Genomic DNA, 16,762 nt, shown 5'->3' on the forward strand with positions numbered 1-16,762 from the left:
ATTAAACCATTTATGAATATATCATAAGATGATGATACAGTTTCCATTTTCATTGGAAATTCAATAATGATTTTCAGTTAAAATAATATCGCGTATGAGATTCAAAAATTAATAATCTATTTGTATAGCAGAGGATCAATATAGATCATTAACATGCTCATTGGATAATTTATTTTTAAGTTTAAAAATAAATTATCCAATGTAATATTTCTATACTTCGAATACTGAGAAATCACGTGCTAATTCTGTAGAAGTAAATACTGTCTGACATTCTGCCAGCAATCTTGGTTGGTCTTGTAATAAATAACGTGAACTAAAGTGTGTAGCAATCATACGTTTTGCGCCAGCTTGTTTTGCTACCCAAGCAGCTTGGACAGTTGTAGAATGCCCCCGTACATTAGCTTTTTCTGCCAGATTAGTTTCTAATGTTGTTTCATGTACCATAACATCGGCATTAGCTGCTAGCTCTTGTGCTATATTAGTTGGACCAGTATCCCCAAAAATTACTAATACCTTACCCTTAGTTGGAGCAAAAAGATAATCCATGCCATCTATTTCTCTACCATCTTCTAATATAATGCGTTTTCCTTTCTTTAAATGTTGATATACTGGGCCGCTTTTAATCCCTGCAGCTTTTAAGCGAATAGCATCAAGTGAACCTGGTTTATCGTGTTGCTCAATACGATAGCCATAGCATTCTATCACATGATTCATTGGCCATGCTGTAACAGAAAATTCGCCATTGTCCAATATTAAACCTTCCTCAATTTCCAATATGTCTAATGGAAAATTAGTGCATGAGCAGCTTAAGCGTAAAGCTGTTTCGAGAAACAGCTTAATTCCTTTTGGTCCGTATATACTAATAGGTTGTTCTATTCCAGCCATTGAACGGCTAGTAAGTAAGCCAGGTAAACCAAAAATATGATCTCCATGCATATGAGTAATGAAGATTTTCTGAAGTTTACTTATTTTAAGAGATGTACGTATAAACTGATTTTGAGTTGCTTCACCACAGTCGAATAGCCATATATCACTACGTTGAGATAGCGTCAATGCAATAGCAGTTACATTACGTTGTTGGCTGGGAGCACCTGCTCCAGTACCGAGAAAAGTTAGACGCATATTATACTTACCTATTTGCTTAATTTAAATTAAGTAGTAATTATTAATGAGCTAATATCTTCGTTTTACAAGAATGCTATATCTTGTATATATTAAAATAATTTCACTTAAATTATAGATACGCATTTAGTTTTCAATAACTTTTAGGTGACAACCAGCGTGCAAAGTATAATAGTAGAGTTCTTACTAATTGAAAAATATATTTTTCTGATTTTTGCATTATTAAAAATTACGCCATGCTATTTAAAAAACCTTGCATTTTTAAAAATATCTATATTAAACAATAATATGAAATGTATTTCATATTATTGATAATGGTTTATTATATAGATATTTTTTTAAAATTAAATACAATTTTTTATTTTAAAGATATTTAGCAAAAATATTTAAGTACAATATATATAAATTAAAAAAATAATTTTTGTACAATTTATGTATGTAAAATACATAGCTCCTAATCTGGAAATTAGTACAAGCATAATAATATATTATGCTTATTTTTGTCATAAAACTTAAAATTATTATAATAAAGTAAAGAAGAGCTAAGGCCAATAACGATTAAGTGCTTGCCATGCTTGTTGAGCCACTATTTCTGAGCATTGCGATTTTAAAACATCATTAAATACTTCTATACCGATTGGTCCTTTATAATTAATGCGTTTTAAAGTATCAATAAAACATTCAATATCAAGAATTCCATAGCCAGGCAATAGACGATGATGGCGAGCAATATCCATGAGAGTATGTTTTTCTGGTGGCGGTAAAGTTGCTACATCACATAATTGTACTGCATAAATTTTTTCAGCTGGTATTCTTTCAAGTTGAGATGCGTCACCACCCAGAGCGCAAATATGAAATAAATCAATTACTAAACCAATATTAGGTTGTTGTATTCGTTGAAGTCGCTCCCATGCTCTAGGTAAAGTATTATCTACGCTACACCATGCCATTGGTTCATACATAATACGCATGTTGTAACGTGCTGCTTCTGATGCCATCCAACATAAATCTTCGTCGATACGTTCTGCTAAACAATCTTCTCGTGTACTAGCAGGTGCTTGAATGGTATTACAGCCTAGTTTATAGGCAATATGAATAAATTGATGTAATTCAGCTCGTTTGTATAATCGATCAGAGTCTTGTGCACCGGTAAAATCTCGTAGCACTTGTAAATTAGTAAAGCCTAACTTCTGTTGCTTAGCAAATTTTGCCAATCCAATAGCACCATGTGTGCTTGATTGTACATCTTCCCACCAGATTTCCACTTGTTCAAAACCTGCTGCACGAGCTGTTCGTAGCTTGTATTCTGGGTCACCGTTTAGCAACACTAAGTTAAGAAATTTAGGGTTATGACTCATTAACAAGCTCCTTTAAATAACACGATTATCAATCGATAATAGATTTTTTATATATTTGATTAATACCATATTCATGGTTATTTATTTTGAATAATATTAAAAGTAATCTTTATTATCCCTTTTCTAATTTTAGTATACAATTCTTTTAATATTGGACATCGTATCTTGTCACGCCCTTCTTTAGCGATTTTAAATTTTAAATAAGAATTAAGTGCATGAAATTGTCTTGCATTAATTTAATAAGTTTAAGGATTAAAATAAACATGTATGTAATATTTTAAAAAAATCGAAACTTGATCTAAAATATTTCAGAATGAGCGACTATTAACATGGTAGAATATTTAAGTTATTAAAGATTATAAAACAAAAATATTTTTTGTATTTGATAAATAATATAACTTTTTAATAATAGATCTGAAAGCAATAAATGCATTTATTATTTTTACTATTATTTTAATTGTTAAATAGTTCAAGTATATAGAATCATCTCGATATTAGTCAATCTAGTTCATTAGAATACAAATAAATAGTATTGTCTATTTGTAAATAAAATTATTTCTATAATGAAATAATAAATATTAAAAATATTTATAAATCAAATAGTTAAATTATTATAATATGATAAATCTCATAACATTAGCCATATAAATAATACTGAAAATATTACAAATATCAGAATTAAATAAACTGATGATATTACATCGTAGCAATTGTCTAAAATGCAAGATAACATATTGTTATATATTTTAACTTAACTGATAAATTATTATTTTATTAAAAATCAAAATTATAAATTCAAAAATTTAATTAAGTAAAAAATACGAATCAATAATTATTTATATCTTAAATATGGTACTATAGTATAGTAAATTTATAATTTACTAGCAGATAAAATTATACAAATATCATCGTAATTTGATATAAGAAAGATGACGTATTATCTTCGAATACTAATTATTAAGCTGTATTAAAAATACTAATATTTTTACTGCTTATTTTTTAAGTGGAAGCCATGTTGTTCTCAATTAATGAATATTTGATCAGTTGATGTTTGCTTTTAGCAACAGGAGGCAAAGTAACATATGCATGGAAAGCAATTCCATAATTTTTTTCATAAATATTAGGCAATTTACAAAAATATAAATTAAGTTTTTATAAAAAATTTAATTTATAGAATATGAGATTAAGTTGTAAAGTCAAGATAAAAAAGATTTTTATTAAATAGACTTAACTTAAAACATTCTGATTAATAATCATACAATATTTATTCGTTACGTGTTAATGATAGTAAAATGGATATCGCTATAACAGCAATGTAAAATACAACTTATCAGGTTATGAGCTATATATAGCTTGTGATTCTTTGATGAACTCGTTAGTCTTCGATAAAGATTATTCAATGACTATAATTTTTTTCAAGCACGTATATGTTAGTACATTATTACTATAATAGGTTAAGAAATCAGAAAAAATTGAGGCAAGTTAAGATATTAAAAATTAATTTTTTACTTTGTTCACCACAATCCCTATGGTGTGTGTATTATGCATTATCTATGCATACAGATGTGTTATGGGGCTAGCATCTTTAGATTAAAAAATCTAAAAATGTTAGATACGTATTAATTAATGTATGATTCACTCAATATTTGATTGCTTTTACAATATATGATGCTTTCAACAAGATACGGTGTTATGGGATTACTGCAGTGTAGTAAAAACGTTAAAATATTGATCTATGTAAAGAGATTATTTTTAGATACTTAATAAAGTAAGTTTATATCATAATATTCGCTACTAAAAATTGAGCGCCACATGATTATGCGTATAATATTAATTTAAAACAAAATTTTTTACATATTTTTATCTTTTTTCATAAATTTTATGATAAATTCAGCATATCTATTATTCGCAATTAGAAAAATATATTGTATTACATAAAGTTAAATACAGATATTCTTTTAGGCAATAATTTAAGCTTTAAAATGAAAACTTTATTAAATAAGCTGATTTTTATTTAGCAAATGGCATTGAAATTACTTCACTAAGACCTTAAATATTATAATAGCATTAGAGAATAAATATTAAATTTAATAATAGTAGTACAACTGTTAATATCATATTCATTTACTGCAAAATTAGCTATGTACTGCAATATATACGCTCTTAAAAATAGATTTAGATTCCATAGAATATACTATCATATACTATTAAGGTATTATTAGGGTAGAGAAAGAAGATTTCTATTGATATATAATTTTTTAAAATTATAATAAAAGCATTATTTTAAGATTAAAGAATTTTTCTCTATACAATAATGAATGTATGATTCAAGATCATAGAACAATAATATTTAAGATAATAGAAATATGTTGTATGGTATGTTTATTATCGGGTTATTATTGAAGATTAAAATAAATTAAATAATGATTGATTATATAAATAATTTATTTATTATCTGATGTTTTAGATGGCCTGTATTTGATAATATTTTATATTCAGAATATGTGTTTTATTATGATAGTAACAATATTTTATAATATATTAATTTGGAGAGATTAAAGAGAAAACAATACTTCAAGAAATTTCGTCTCTATTAGCATTATGTTGTTCAAAAAGATCGTATTTAATTAAATTAATTAGACATAATAACAAAATTTTTTCATGCAATACAAATTAAGAAATGATTAGTTTTACTATAAGAATTTATTGCGGTATCAAAATGGTTATGAATAAATAATTTTCAATTATTTAATAGTTTAGTAAATCATATGACACATAGCATTAAGAATGTTACTAATCTATACAACAAATGATGCTATATTGTGGTTAATTTTAAATAAAATAGTTGTATTTACTTTAGAAATTTAGAAAATACAAAAGAATTATGGATATTGCATAAACAACTAAACTTATTTGATATATTTAATGTAGTAGTTATCTAAGGACCAAGTGAGTAGAAAGTAATTTTCTAAAAAATTAAATGGTGGAGTATTAGAGTTTTAATATAATTTTCATTTGACTGTTTAGATTCATAAAGTCTCCGTTCCTGTCCCGGCAGCAATGTGCTGAATGTGGGCTATCATTAACAAATCACTAGCAATACCGATATAAAATGGCAGAGAAACGCAATATCTTTCTGATAGGTCCGATGGGTGCTGGAAAAAGCACTATTGGTCGTCAGCTAGCCCAGCAACTTAATATGGAATTTTTCGATTCTGATCAGGAAATTGAGCGACGTACTGGAGCAGATATAGGGTGGGTATTTGATGTAGAAGGCGAAGTAGGGTTTCGCGATCGAGAAGAAAAAATTATCAACCAATTAACCGAAAAACAAGGGATTGTATTGGCTACGGGTGGCGGGTCTATAAAATCTCGTGAGACTCGTAATCGTCTTTCCTCACGCGGTGTAGTTGTCTATCTACAAACCACCATCGAAAAACAACTTGCTCGTACTCAGCGAGATAAAAAACGCCCGTTGTTGCTACAGATCGATTCTCCTCCTCGCCATGTGCTAGAAGCGCTGGCTGCAGAACGAAATCCGTTTTATGAAGAAATTGCTGATCTAATTATTCATACTGATGATCAGAGTGCAAAGATTGTAGCAAGTCAGATTATTAACTTACTGGGAAAAAATTAATCCAGTATCCTAATAGTTTTCAATAGGTATAGATGTGCATGGAGAAGATCACTGTTTCATTAGGGTATCGTAGTTATCCTATTACTATTTCTGCTGGATTACTTAAATATTCAGCTTCTTTTTTACCGTTAAAATCAGGCGACAACGCTATGCTGGTTACTAACCAGACATTAGCCGCTTTATATCTTCATAAATTATTGACTTTATTAAATAAAGCTGATGTTAAAATAGATTATGTAATTTTACCAGATGGTGAGCAATATAAAAATCTATCAGTGATGAATCAAATATTTACTGCTTTATTACAAAAATCGCATGGTCGCGAAACTACTCTTATTGCTCTAGGTGGTGGAGTAATAGGTGATATGACGGGTTTTGCTGCTGCCAGTTATCAACGTGGTGTTCGTTTTATTCAGGTACCGACTACTTTACTATCTCAAGTTGATGCTTCAGTAGGCGGAAAAACTGGCGTAAATCATGAAATGGGAAAGAACATGATAGGGGCTTTTTACCAGCCTGTTTCTGTAATTATAGACACTGATTGCTTAAGTACTTTACCACCACGAGAGTTAGCTGCGGGTCTAGCAGAAGTAATCAAATATGGTATTATTTTGGACAGTGAATTTTTTCAATGGTTAGAAGAACATCTTGATGCTATTCTAGCACTAGATAGCAAAGTAATGCGTTTCTGTATTCGTCGTTGCTGCGAGCTAAAAGTGAAAGTGGTAGAACATGATGAATGTGAAAGTAACATAAGAACATTACTCAATTTGGGTCATACTTTTGCTCATGCTATTGAAACTCACGTGGGTTATGGCAATTGGTTACATGGTGAAGCAGTCGCTGCAGGCATAGTAATGGCAGCATATACTTCTGAAATTCTTGGTGAATTTATGTCAGTTGATACTATTCGTATTATAAATCTTTTAAAACGAGCACATTTACCAGTCAGAGGACCAACTAATATGAACGCAGAAGCATATTTACCTTACATGATGCGTGATAAGAAAGTGGTAAAAGGAAATATAAGGTTTGTTTTGCCTCTTGCCATTGGTCGAGCTGAAATACGTACAGGTATCGATCAAAATATAGTTATTAAAGCTATCAATACGTTACAGAACAGTTAAGTTATAAAAAATAATATATTGTACTGTGATATAAAATCGTGCAGCTTGAAATTTTAAATAACTGGTATTTTAGTTTAAAATAGGTATAATAAATAATATTTTTTAGTTCTAAAAAAACTATTTTTACATTTATATCAATAATGCATATTCATTGAGATATGAATAATGACTATATAATATAGAACGTTAATTATTCTGAAATAGTTATTATAGAAAAATATTTTGCTATTATTCGTTACATACGGTACATAATCCACATACTTAATTGCATATAATTTATTAATATAATTAATTTATTGTATTTTAAGTAAAAATTTAAATTATGTTTGAGATGCAGCATGTTTTATTTATTGATTATCACGTATCATTTCGTTGTTATAGCAGAAATATATTAGGCTGCTTATTTAAGATATTATATTGAGTGTATAATTAAGTGCCTATCGAATTATAAGAAGTATTAACTACGCTATATTTTAGAAAGTCAATATTAAAAAGCAATATTGATTAAGTGTTATTTTTAAAAGCACTTCTGTTGTTAATCGCCCACTGTAATTAATAATATAAAATGTAAAAATTATGACAACATGAAGAAAAATCGTGCTTTTCTAAAATGGGCAGGAGGAAAATATCTGCTGATTGATGATATTCGTCCTTACCTACCACCAGGCGAGTGTCTTATCGAACCTTTTGTTGGTTCTGGTTCTATATTTCTTAATACAGATTATAAACATTATCACTTAGCAGACATCAACGGGGATTTAATTAACCTCTATAATATTGTCAAAACATGTACAATAGCTTTTATTAAAGATGCACGAAAGTTATTTACTGCTAATGCTAACACTGCTAAAAATTATTACGCCTACCGTACGACATTTAATTCCACGCAGGATACATACCAAAGAGCTCTTTTATTTCTTTATTTGAACCGACATAGCTATAATGGTCTATGTCGTTATAATTTAAATGGTAAATTTAATGTCCCTTTTGGTCGTTACTATAAACCATATTTTCCAGAAGATGAGTTATTATCGTTTGCTGAACATGCTCAGAAAGCAACTTTCGTATGTGAATCATACGATGTCACATTGAAACGTGCTTATAAAGGTTCAGTTGTTTATTGTGATCCACCGTATGTACCGCTTTCAGCTACTTCAAATTTTACTGCCTATTATACTAATCGTTTTAGTGTATGTGAACAGTTGAACTTAGCAGAATTAGCTAGTAAATTAGCCAAGGAAAATCGTATACCTGTAATAATTTCTAATCACGATACTTTATTAACACGTCAATGGTATCAACATGCTGATTTACACGTTATTAAAGCTAAACGGTCTATCAGTCGCAGCATACGTAGTAGAACTGAAATCAATGAACTTTTAGCACTTTTTTATTAATTTGTATCAATATATAGAATGTGAATTGGAAATTAAAAATAACATTGGAAGATAGAATGAGACAATTTTTATTAGCTCCTTCAATTATTGCTGCTGACTTTGCTCGTTTAGGAGAAGATACTGCTAAGGTATTAACAGCAGGTGCTGATATAGTTCATTTTGACGTTATGGATAACCATTATGTTCCGAATCTTACTATTGGTCCTTTAGTTCTGAAATCATTACGCAATTATGGTATTTCGGCACCGATTGATGTTCATCTTATGGTGAAACCTGTTGATTCTTTAATCCCTGAATTTGCTAAAGCTGGTAGTAACTTTATTACTTTTCACGTAGAAGCTAGTGAACATATTGATCGTACGTTACAACTTATTAAAGCAAATGGGTGTAAAGCTGGAATAGCATTAAATCCTGCTACCCCTCTCAGTTGTCTTGAATATTTAATGGATAAAATAGACATTATCCTGCTTATGTCAGTTAATCCGGGTTTCAGTGGACAATCTTTTATTTCTGCTTCATTAAATAAGCTGCAAAAAGCACGTAATTTAATCGATAAATGCGGATATAACATACTTTTAGAAGTTGATGGTGGTATAAAAGTCTATAATATTGGTCAGGTTGCAGCGGCAGGCGCAGACATATTAGTTGCAGGTTCGGCAATCTTTGATCATATCAATTACGAACAGGTAATTGCGAAAATGCGATGCGAATTAAAAAAAGTACAAATTTTGTATAATGAATCGTAGCATGTAAATTTCATCATTCAGGATATTAATTTTTTCCTAATTAAGGGATAGATATGTATCGTGAAATTATAAAATACAATTAAAATTTATTGAAATAATATTCACATATTCAAAATAGCTTTTCAAGAAACATAATTAGAATATTCTTTACAGGATTAATTTTATGAAATTATTCATAGTCCTTTTTCTAATATCCTTTTGAGTTTATTGTAGATGCAATAGATTTTATCTGTTATTAAGAAATACATTAATTTATTGAAATTAAAATTAAATTTTTCTATGGTAGACATTGTTTTTGGGAGAAATATGAACAAACTCATTGCTTTTAGCGGAATACAGCCTTCTGGTGAGTTGACGATAGGTAATTATCTAGGTGCATTACATCACTGGGTACAAATGCAGAATGATTTCTGTTGTATTTACTGTATTGTTGACTTACATGCTATTACTATTTATCAAGATCCTAGCAAACTTCGTAAAGCCATATTAGATAATTTGGCTATGTGTCTTGCTTGCGGCATTGATCCTGATAAAAGCATTATATTTGTACAATCACATGTTCCAGAACATACGCAGTTAAACTGGATTTTAAATTGTTACGCTTATTGCGGTGAATTAAATCGTATGACTCAGTTTAAAGATAAATCCAAACATTATAAGAGCAATAACATTAATGTAGGGCTGTTTAATTATCCAGTATTAATGGCAGCAGATATTCTATTGTATCAAACTAATGTAGTACCGGTCGGTGAAGATCAAAGACAACATTTAGAGCTGACACGTAATATTGCATATCGCTTCAATGCACTCTATGGTAAAATTTTTACAATACCAGAACCTTTTATTTCAAAGTTTGGTGGACGAGTAAAGTCACTTCTTGAGCCAATGAAAAAGATGTCGAAATCAGATGATAATCGCAATAATATTATTGGATTACTTGAAGATACTAAAACAATTAGAAAAAAAATCATGCGAGCTATGACTGATTCAGATAACCCTCCAATAATACGTTATGATATTAAACAAAAAGCTGGTATTTCTAATTTATTGGAAATTCTTTCCATTATCACCAATAAATCTATTCCAAACTTGGAAAAAGAATTCCAGGGGCAAATGTATGATAGTTTAAAAAGAACTGTAGCAGATTCGGTTTCAGGAATTTTAACGAGTTTACAAAAGTATTATTATGATTTCCGAAAAGACGAAGTATTCCTTGATAAAATCATATCTGATGGTGCATTGAAAGCCAGTAAATATGCTGAAGAAACAGCAAAAAAAGTGTACGATGTAATAGGTTTTATAAATAAATAGTAATAATCAATTTATATAAAATTATAAAAAATATTAAAGCAACATATAATATACTCATGGTTCTTAATTATAAATTTTTTCTACAAGTACCTTTTTAGGCGTCTGTTATTATATTATCATGATATTGCTATACTTATATATTGATATAAAACCAAAATATTATTAAAGATTTTTATTCTTTATTAAAGTATAACATGGATCCATCGTTTCATCTATATCTTTATACTAAATAATTAAATAATTAGATTATATAATCATGCTGACGATGTTTTGAAAAAAATCCTAAAAGCACACACATAATAAAGACTATACCATATAACCCGTTAGCTAAGATAAGTGCAGCACGTACCCCGAAATTTTCTACAATGGGTGCAGTAACTATAAAAGTTAACATAGTGCCTACAGTACCGGAAGTTAAAATAAAGTTTACTAATTTAGGTGAAGCTACCTTAGTTTGTAATGAAGCTAACGTGATCACCGTTGTGTAAATAGCGCTAGAACTAAAACCAAGTATTATAATAATCCAACGTAGCATGGTAATATCATGAGCAATGATAAACCAGCACATTAGACTAGTTGCAACTGCTGTTAGCAGTACTAAAATATGATGTAAATCAAAAAATCGCATGAAAGAGCTAAATATCCACATCCCAATCATATATGACATCCAGAAGTTGCCTACTAATTGTCCCGCAGTTACGATATTCATGCCCATTGATTTTGTAAGATATACTGGTATCCAAGATATAAAGCTAAGTTGGCCTAAAATATAGCATAAAGCAGCAATCGATAAAAATAATACACCTAAACCCCATTTTTCTTTTTCAGCATGCTCTATTGCTTTGTTGTTTTTTATTTCCGGGAACTCAATAAATAATGTTAGTATAAAAATGAATAAATATATAATACTTATACAGACGTAGATCCAATACCATGGTAAAGCATGTGTCAACAAAATTGCAGAAATAATTGGAAAAATCGTGCCAGCAAAACTAAAAAAAGAATCACTAAAAAGCAAGCGAGAGCCACGTTGTCGACCGGCATATAGATAAGTAATGAGGAAGGTACCGATCGACATAGTAATACCACTTACTATGCCTAACATAAACATACATATTGAAAAAATTATTATATTATGAGTAATTGTTAATGTTACAATAGCCAAAATTATTAGTATAAAACCATAAATTAGCTGTCTTTTTAGTGGAATAATTATCATTAACCAAGCATTAAAGAATACAGATACTAAAATACCAGCATTCAGGAAGGTAAAAGTATGACTCATTTCTGAAATTGGTAAATGAAAATACTGGGCTATATTGTCTAGTATCATGCCACTAGTGATCACAAGTGCACCAGTTAATGCATAAGACAAGAAACTAATCCACGTAAGACCAATGCGAGTATAATTATAGGGTGTCGTCATGTTTGTAACCTAATAAAATGTCTGCTAGTCAGGTAAAGTTTATTGATTTATTTTTTTATTAAAATTAATTTTTAAATGCAGTCCCTCATAATTACTAAACGTGTAATATATTATTATGATACGTTTATTTATTAATAGCATAAAGTTATCAAATTCATAGCTTAATTACACTTGAATGCAAATGATTTATTATTCGTATTGAGTAAGTTAAAATTTTCAATTCTTAATATATTAGTTAAGTTTTACTATAATTAAAGACTATTATATATACAAAATTTATATCTTTATCTATATTATATTGTTTTAGAATTTTAAGGGATCAGAATTATAAAGCGCCTATCTAAAGAGCTAGATGCTGATAACTTCTTTATTTATTAAAATGTTATTTTTTTAGAATAAAAATAATTGAATGTAAAAAATAAAATTTTAATGAAAAGTGTTTTACTATGGATCATAAAAATTTCTAATTATTTGCTATATTTTATACACTATGTTAATGATATGACATGGTATAAATTGATGTCATCTTAGTATATTTTATGTTATTATTAATTGATAATTATGATTCTTTTACATGGAATTTATACTGTTACTTTTGTAACTTAGGAATTAGTGTACGCGTTGTTCGCAACGATGCGATAAGCATATATGAGATGGAGACATTATCTTTAAGTCATTTGGTTATCTCACCGGGTCCTGGAACACCTAATCAGGCTGGCATTTCAATTAGCGCTATTAGGCATTTTTCTGGACGTATACCTATACTCGGAGTATGTCTTGGACATCAAGCTATCGCACAAGCTTATGGTGCAAATATTATACGCGCACGAAAAATTATGCATGGAAAAACTTCGCCGATCTGGCATACTCAGAAAGGTGTTTTTTATAATCTCAAGAATCCACTCATTGCAACACGGTATCATTCCTTGATAGTCGCACATAAAACACTACCAGATGAGTTCGAAGTAACGGCTTGGAGTTTACATGATGGAAAACTAGATGAAGTGATGGCATTACGCCATCGTACTTTACCGATTGAAGGAGTACAATTTCATCCAGAAAGCATTCTTAGTGAACAAGGTTATGAATTATTGCAAAATTTTTTAAAACAAATTTAATAGATATAAAAATGTATGGCCTATATTTGTAGATGATATTTATAGTTGAACATGCAAGCGATATTAATTTTTAAAGTTCAGTCATTAGAATAAGTTATAATATTAACGCATGCCATAAACAACTATAGTTTTGCCATAAACAGAAATGAGGTTTTGATCTTCTAGCATTTTTAGTATACGGCCTACAGTTTCACGTGAACATCCTACTATTTGACCAATTTCCTGACGGGTAATTTTAATTTGCATTCCATCAGGATGGGTAATAGCATTTGGTTGTTGAGTTAAATTAAGTAAAGTTTTTGCAATTCTTCCAGCTACATCAAGAAAAGCAAGATTACCTAATTTATCTGATGTCATTTGTAAACGATGGGCTAATTGCTTTAATAAATGTACTAAAATATTTGGATTGATACTCACAAGATAAAAAAATTTTCTATAAGAAATTTCAGCAATTTCGCAGAAAGTTTTCGTACGTACCCACGCACTACGTTTATGATCTTTTTCAAATAAAGCAATTTCGCCGATAAAATCTCCTTGATTAAGATAAGACAGGATTATTTCTTTACCGTCATTATCTTTAAGTAATACTACAACAATACCTTTTACTATATAATATAGCGTTTCTGCTTTTGCACCTTGATAGATTAGTGTACTTTTAGATGAATGTTTGTGAATGTGACAATGGGACAGGAACCATTCTAGCAGAGAATTTGTTTGTATTTTACCGAGAGCCATCTTAATTGTCCTTATTTGGCGATTCTATTTAACATCTAGAAGTAAAATTTTCCTATTAGTTAGTTTCAACGATCTAATCGAATTGATTTTTAAGGAAAATTAATGGACGGTAATTAATTAATTCTGTGTTTTTCTTTTTAAGGTTTGAATTTAATTTTATGAAAAACAACAATCTCTATTATTTTATATATATAGGAATATTGAAATATTTTTTATTAAATGATGTTGAGTAATGATGAAATTTTGTTAAGTTAGTTTCAATTCAATAACTATTTTGATGATAGGTAATATCAATATTTCGATTTATCTATTGATTAGATAAATTAAATAGCTTTATTAATTTAGCTGATCAATTGTTGTATGTGTTATGAATAATTCGATAATATATTAAATATTTTAAAGATTTTTTTTAAAAATTTTGTGCAACAAAATTCGAAATGAATTTTTTAAAATGTATCTATTAAAAAAATACCCAGTCGTTACATATGAAATTTATTCATAGAATTAGTAATATTAATTTATAAATGAGTTGAGCATATTTATATATATTTTCTTCTAAAGAGCTAATCATATATAATTATCGATGTATTAACAAGATATCTTTTTATTAAACAAACGATGTATATAAAATACTTTTACAAGTATACAGAAATTTCTTTATTTATAAAATATCGGGTTTTTGAATATAACAGAAAAATATAATTATTTATTATAAAGAGTTATTACCAAAATCAGCAAATTAAAATCAATGAATAAGATATAATTGTGATTCGCAGAGATAATCAGAATAGTAGGTTTGAATTTGAGTATTTAATTTTATTGGATTGTATTTTAATATTGAGATTGAAGATTTATTAATGTTCTAATTTTTTAAAAATTTTTAAATTTTTCTGTTTTTAAAAAATGATTGATATAATCATGAACACTGTAAATTTATAAACATCCTTCATTACATTCCAGTAAATGTGCCTAAAAAATTAAATTTAATGTAATTATTATTACAATAATAATTTAAATGTATTTTAATAAAGTTTATTTCCAACTATTAATATGGATATATTAATTCAATCGATTAATTATTAAATTTTTTTAATGTAATGTAAATTGATCTTAAAACTCTTTGGCCATTTTATTTAAAATTTTTTATAAGAACAAATTGTTATTAATAATGATGAAAATGACTTTATTGAAGTTCTCGAAATGAATTACAATCCTGTCAATAAAATATGTTAACTAATTAGCTTAAATTTATTTAAATATTGAATGAAATTAAATTTCACAAAATTTATTTATAATTTCTATTTTAAAAAAATATTATTTGCTTATTGAAAAAAAGTGATTCTAATTTTCAATGATTCACTAAATCATCTTAAAATTTAATAAAGGAAGTATTTTAATTTTTGCTCGTTTAAATTTTAAATCCGTTAAATTTAAAGTTAAAAAATTTTAATTGTTTTAGTAAAACAAGAAAATCAATTTTCTAAATTAAAAGAATATTTCATTGCCGTTTTCATATAAAATCAAAAAATTTCTAACAAATATCTATGCGATAACCATCATTAATAACCTAATTTAGTAATTAATAATGTTACTTACAAATGAATGGAATCATCAATAAAATAATCTTATCTGTAATTGCTTTTTATGATAACAGCGAAGCATATATTTGAAATAATTAAGAAAATAAATTTATCACTCTGTTAATTCATCAAATCATACAATTAAGTTATTGAATATTTTCTTTATCTAAACATTTTAAATATATAACTAACTGTAATTCTACTTGATTTAACAGAAAACAATGTGCGTTCTATCAATAATAAATCTGATGTTAGATTATGTAGTCTTCTATATTACAACCATAGCAAATACTACACTTTATCTGCTTAAATATATTATTTGATTTTACTTGGTTGGAGAACAATGCAATAATGAAAGAAAGTATTACTTTTACTGTCCTAAGTCCGTGCATTGGTGCATATGTCAACAATGTTGATCTGAGTCGCCCATTAAGTGATTCATAATTTGAACAATTATATCATGGTTTACTACGCTATCAAGTTCTATTTCTACAGAAACAGCCTATTACTCCTATTCAACAACGAACGTTAGCAGCTCGCTTTGGTGACTTGTATATTCATCCTCTATATCCACATGCTGAAGAAGTAAAAGAAATCATCGTTATAGATACTGATCAAGATAATCCACCTGATAATGATAACTGGCATACAGATGTGACCTTTATTGATACACCGCCTGCTATAGCAGTATTGGCATCAAAGTTATTGCCAGAAAAAGGAGGTGATACGCTATGGGTTAGCAATATTGCAGCTTATGATGCTTTATCAGAAAAAATTAAACAATTATTACAAGGATTAAAAGCAGAACACGATTTTAAAAAATCATTTCCAGAATATAAATATTGTAGAACTGAAAAGGAACATAAACGATGGAAAAAAGCAGCAGAAAAAAATCTTCCCGTACAACATCCAGTAATTCGTACGCATCCAGTAAATAAGCGTAAAGCGTTATTTGTAAATGAAGGTTTTACAACACGTCTTCTAGGATTAACTATAAAAGAAAGTGATGTTTTACTGGATTTCCTTTTCGCACATATTAATAAACCAGAATTTCAAGTGCGTTGGCGTTGGCAAAAAAATGATGTTGTGATTTGGGATAATCGCGTTACACAACATTATGCCAATGCTGATTATTATCCGGATCGTCGAATCATGCATCGCGCTACAGTATTAGGCGATGTACCATTTGAATCTTAAGTGTCAAA

The 16,762-nt window shown here is 28.4% G+C and carries 10 protein-coding genes and 1 pseudogene; 7 read left to right on the plus strand and 4 right to left on the minus strand.

Annotation, left to right across the window (positions count from 1 at the left end):
- Positions 1-210: 210 nt before the first annotated feature.
- Positions 211-1,122: a ribonuclease Z gene (rnz, locus tag BMSBPS_RS03385; protein ID WP_022564199.1), complete on the minus strand. Its 912-nt coding sequence runs from the start codon at positions 1,120-1,122 to the stop codon at positions 211-213.
- A gap of 542 nt (positions 1,123-1,664) precedes the next feature.
- Positions 1,665-2,480, minus strand: a complete 816-nt coding sequence (locus BMSBPS_RS03390; RefSeq protein ID WP_022564200.1) for a sugar phosphate isomerase/epimerase family protein — start codon at positions 2,478-2,480, stop codon at positions 1,665-1,667.
- A gap of 3,112 nt (positions 2,481-5,592) precedes the next feature.
- Between BMSBPS_RS03390 and aroK the strand changes: the two genes are divergently transcribed.
- The 5 genes from aroK to trpS all read left to right on the plus strand — a co-directional run bounded on the left by aroK (position 5,593) and on the right by trpS (position 10,698).
- Positions 5,593-6,117, plus strand: coding sequence for a shikimate kinase AroK (gene aroK / locus BMSBPS_RS03395; RefSeq protein ID WP_022564201.1), 525 nt, complete (start codon positions 5,593-5,595; stop codon positions 6,115-6,117).
- A gap of 38 nt (positions 6,118-6,155) precedes the next feature.
- Positions 6,156-7,244, plus strand: a complete 1,089-nt coding sequence (gene aroB / locus BMSBPS_RS03400) for a 3-dehydroquinate synthase (protein WP_022564202.1) — start codon at positions 6,156-6,158, stop codon at positions 7,242-7,244.
- Between the two features lie 584 nt (positions 7,245-7,828).
- The gene (gene dam / locus BMSBPS_RS03405; RefSeq protein WP_022564203.1) at positions 7,829-8,641 is read left to right on the plus strand and encodes an adenine-specific DNA-methyltransferase; all 813 of its coding nucleotides are present in this window, start codon (positions 7,829-7,831) and stop codon (positions 8,639-8,641) included.
- Positions 8,642-8,697: 56 nt separating this feature from the next.
- A complete protein-coding gene (gene rpe / locus BMSBPS_RS03410) occupies positions 8,698-9,387 on the plus strand; it encodes a ribulose-phosphate 3-epimerase (protein WP_046201180.1) in 690 nt (229 codons plus the stop codon).
- A 306-nt stretch (positions 9,388-9,693) separates the two neighbouring features.
- Complete coding sequence (trpS, locus tag BMSBPS_RS03415; RefSeq protein WP_022564205.1) at positions 9,694-10,698, plus strand: tryptophan--tRNA ligase; 1,005 nt, start codon at positions 9,694-9,696, stop codon at positions 10,696-10,698.
- Between the two features lie 241 nt (positions 10,699-10,939).
- On the opposite strand, the gene tsgA is transcribed toward trpS, so the two are convergent.
- Positions 10,940-12,124, minus strand: coding sequence for an MFS transporter TsgA (gene tsgA / locus BMSBPS_RS03420; protein ID WP_046201181.1), 1,185 nt, complete (start codon positions 12,122-12,124; stop codon positions 10,940-10,942).
- Positions 12,125-12,663: 539 nt separating this feature from the next.
- Between tsgA and BMSBPS_RS03425 the strand changes: the two genes are divergently transcribed.
- Complete coding sequence (locus tag BMSBPS_RS03425) at positions 12,664-13,242, plus strand: anthranilate synthase component II (protein WP_022564207.1); 579 nt, start codon at positions 12,664-12,666, stop codon at positions 13,240-13,242.
- A gap of 102 nt (positions 13,243-13,344) precedes the next feature.
- Here BMSBPS_RS03425 and crp read toward each other — a convergent pair whose 3' ends face one another.
- Positions 13,345-13,977, minus strand: coding sequence for a cAMP-activated global transcriptional regulator CRP (crp, locus tag BMSBPS_RS03430; protein ID WP_022564208.1), 633 nt, complete (start codon positions 13,975-13,977; stop codon positions 13,345-13,347).
- Between the two features lie 1,931 nt (positions 13,978-15,908).
- On the opposite strand from crp, the pseudogene tauD reads away from it, so the two are divergent.
- A pseudogene (gene tauD / locus BMSBPS_RS04405) lies at positions 15,909-16,754 on the plus strand (taurine dioxygenase).
- Positions 16,755-16,762 lie beyond the last annotated feature (8 nt).

It is taken from the genome of Candidatus Pantoea carbekii (assembly GCF_000971765.1).
GTDB lineage: Bacteria > Pseudomonadota > Gammaproteobacteria > Enterobacterales > Enterobacteriaceae > Pantoea_A > Pantoea_A carbekii.

Excerpts from the sequence above, each read along its gene's own strand:
- rnz (WP_022564199.1), bottom strand. The coding sequence starts at position 1,122 with ATGCGTCTAACTTTTCTCGGTACTGGAGCAGGTGCTCCCAGCCAACAA.
- BMSBPS_RS03390 (WP_022564200.1), bottom strand. The coding sequence starts at position 2,480 with ATGAGTCATAACCCTAAATTTCTTAACTTAGTGTTGCTAAACGGTGAC.
- aroK (WP_022564201.1), top strand. The coding sequence starts at position 5,593 with ATGGCAGAGAAACGCAATATCTTTCTGATAGGTCCGATGGGTGCTGGA.
- aroB (WP_022564202.1), top strand. The coding sequence starts at position 6,156 with ATGGAGAAGATCACTGTTTCATTAGGGTATCGTAGTTATCCTATTACT.
- dam (WP_022564203.1), top strand. The coding sequence starts at position 7,829 with ATGAAGAAAAATCGTGCTTTTCTAAAATGGGCAGGAGGAAAATATCTG.
- rpe (WP_046201180.1), top strand. The coding sequence starts at position 8,698 with ATGAGACAATTTTTATTAGCTCCTTCAATTATTGCTGCTGACTTTGCT.
- trpS (WP_022564205.1), top strand. The coding sequence starts at position 9,694 with ATGAACAAACTCATTGCTTTTAGCGGAATACAGCCTTCTGGTGAGTTG.
- tsgA (WP_046201181.1), bottom strand. The coding sequence starts at position 12,124 with ATGACGACACCCTATAATTATACTCGCATTGGTCTTACGTGGATTAGT.
- BMSBPS_RS03425 (WP_022564207.1), top strand. The coding sequence starts at position 12,664 with ATGTTATTATTAATTGATAATTATGATTCTTTTACATGGAATTTATAC.
- crp (WP_022564208.1), bottom strand. The coding sequence starts at position 13,977 with ATGGCTCTCGGTAAAATACAAACAAATTCTCTGCTAGAATGGTTCCTG.